Source organism: Methanocalculus sp. (assembly GCF_029762515.1).
Taxonomy (GTDB): Archaea; Halobacteriota; Methanomicrobia; order Methanomicrobiales; family Methanocorpusculaceae; genus Methanocalculus.
The window spans coordinates 1-1,919 of the sequence record NZ_JARVGN010000416.1 but is presented as its reverse complement, the minus strand read 5'-3'; the positions used below and the strand labels follow the sequence as shown (position 1 = coordinate 1,919).

General features: G+C 49.9%; 2 protein-coding genes. Both read left to right on the top strand.

The features are described 5' to 3' along the window. A partial coding sequence (locus tag QCH34_RS11660) for a PEGA domain-containing protein (RefSeq protein ID WP_300334385.1) occupies positions 1 to 1,256 on the top strand: 1,256 nt, incomplete at its 5' end. 330 nt (positions 1,257 to 1,586) lie between these two features. Then, positions 1,587 to 1,919: phage integrase N-terminal SAM-like domain-containing protein (locus QCH34_RS11655; RefSeq protein WP_300334383.1), on the top strand; the 333-nt coding region annotated here is incomplete at its 3' end.

Below are 1,919 nucleotides of genomic sequence, written 5' to 3'. Positions count from 1 at the left end.
GTGAGGTTGGAACCATCAGGGTCACCTCAGATCCATCTACAGCCGATGTGACGCTCGATGGAGTGCACAAGGGGATAACACCGCTCGATATTGAAGTCTATGTGACAGGAACTCCACCGCAGTCACTCGTCATCTCGGAGGGAGGATACATTTCAAAGACAATAGCAGCACCTCATCCGGCTGCGGGAGAGACAAAAACTGTACACGTAGTACTGGAAAAGATACAGCCAACACCAACTCCGGCGATTGATGGATACTTTTCAATCGACTCCCTGCCCCATGGTGCAACCGTCCGGATAGATGGAGTCTATGCCGGAACAACCCCTCTTCCCGACTACCGTGTGACCACCGGCACTACGCACCGTGTCCAGGTCGAGTACCCGGGATATGAATCATGGTCCGGGATCTATTCCGCAAGCTCAGGCCAGACCACCCAGATATTTGCATCCCTTATAGCGATCAAACCTACAACCGGATTACTCTCCATTCAGTCACAGCCTCCGGGGGCGGATGTGTATGTTGATGGATCGTATCGCGGCCACACTTCGATGACCGTCGGCAGTCTCAGTACCGGAACCCATACCCTTGAGCTCAGGCTCGCAGGGTACCAGAAGTTCACAGACACATTCCTGATCACAACCGGCCAGACCACCACCCTGAATCCATATCTGACACCGGCAACCCCTTCCACCGGCTCTGTTGCAGTTCAATCAAACCCTGCCGGCGCTTCAATCTATCTCGACGGCAATTATAAGGGAGTTACTGTTTCAAATGATTATTTCGATATTGTCGGGGTTTCAACAGGAAAGCACACGATCTCGCTGAAGAAAGCCGGATACTATGATTATACAACCGCCGTAACCGTAACCGGCGGAGGGATCAAATATGTGACCGGAACAATGGATCAGGTTGCACCCTCTCCCTCGCCGACACCCAAACCAGTGACCACCGGTACTGTGGAGCTCTCCTCGAACCCCTCAGGTGCAGAGGTCTATATCGACAACCTCTTCCGGGGCATTACACCAGTTATTGTCCCGGATATCGATGCTGGAAGCCATCAGATTACTCTGAAGATGCAGGGGCATAGTGACTGGATGGGGACGGTGCAGGTGAACGCCCGTCAGTCCACACCCGTCTCAGCTATACTCACAGAAACAACACCACCTGCAACAGAAGAATCAGGTAGTCTGCCGGTTGCTGCCATTGCTGCTCTCGGGATTTGTGGAGTGCTCATTATCGCCCTGAAGAGGAGATGATGGAGCCTGATCGCAGATGATAGATAGGCAACTGTAGAAGAAACCTGCAAAAAAAGGTGAGCAGAATACCTGCTCATTAATCCACTTTTTTTTTAAAATGAACGCTCAATCAGAAGGATATTCCGAGAACAACATTCCAGCCATCAGCAGCGTATTATGGGAAACAAATAGTCGTTTTTGTAAAATGGAATACCTTTGCCATTTACAGAAAAGAACAAAAGAAAATGCGAGGGACCGGATTCGAACCGGCGAACCCCTACGAGACTAGCCCCTCAACAATGCGCAATGTGTGGCGCTATCTTTATTATGGTATAGCGCAATAGATAATGTATGGATCAGGCGGTATGGAGTAAGTTCTCTTTTACCGGGGCGAACCTCGATCACGTTACGAGGTATGTCCGGGCGCAAGAGTTGAAGGGTATTGCACAGACGACCATTGTAAACAAACTATGGCGGATCTATGCCTTCGTGAAGCATCGTGAAGGTAAGGATCTTGCAGATGTCACCCAGGGCGATATAGAAGATTATGTGCTTGCACGGAAGAAGATCGTTAGTAAACACACTCTCCCAAATGACATAGTTCAATTGAGGCACTTCTATCAATGGTTCATGCCAGAGCGGGCCGAAGAGTTATTTCACAATATCAAACCGGCGCGACCAAAA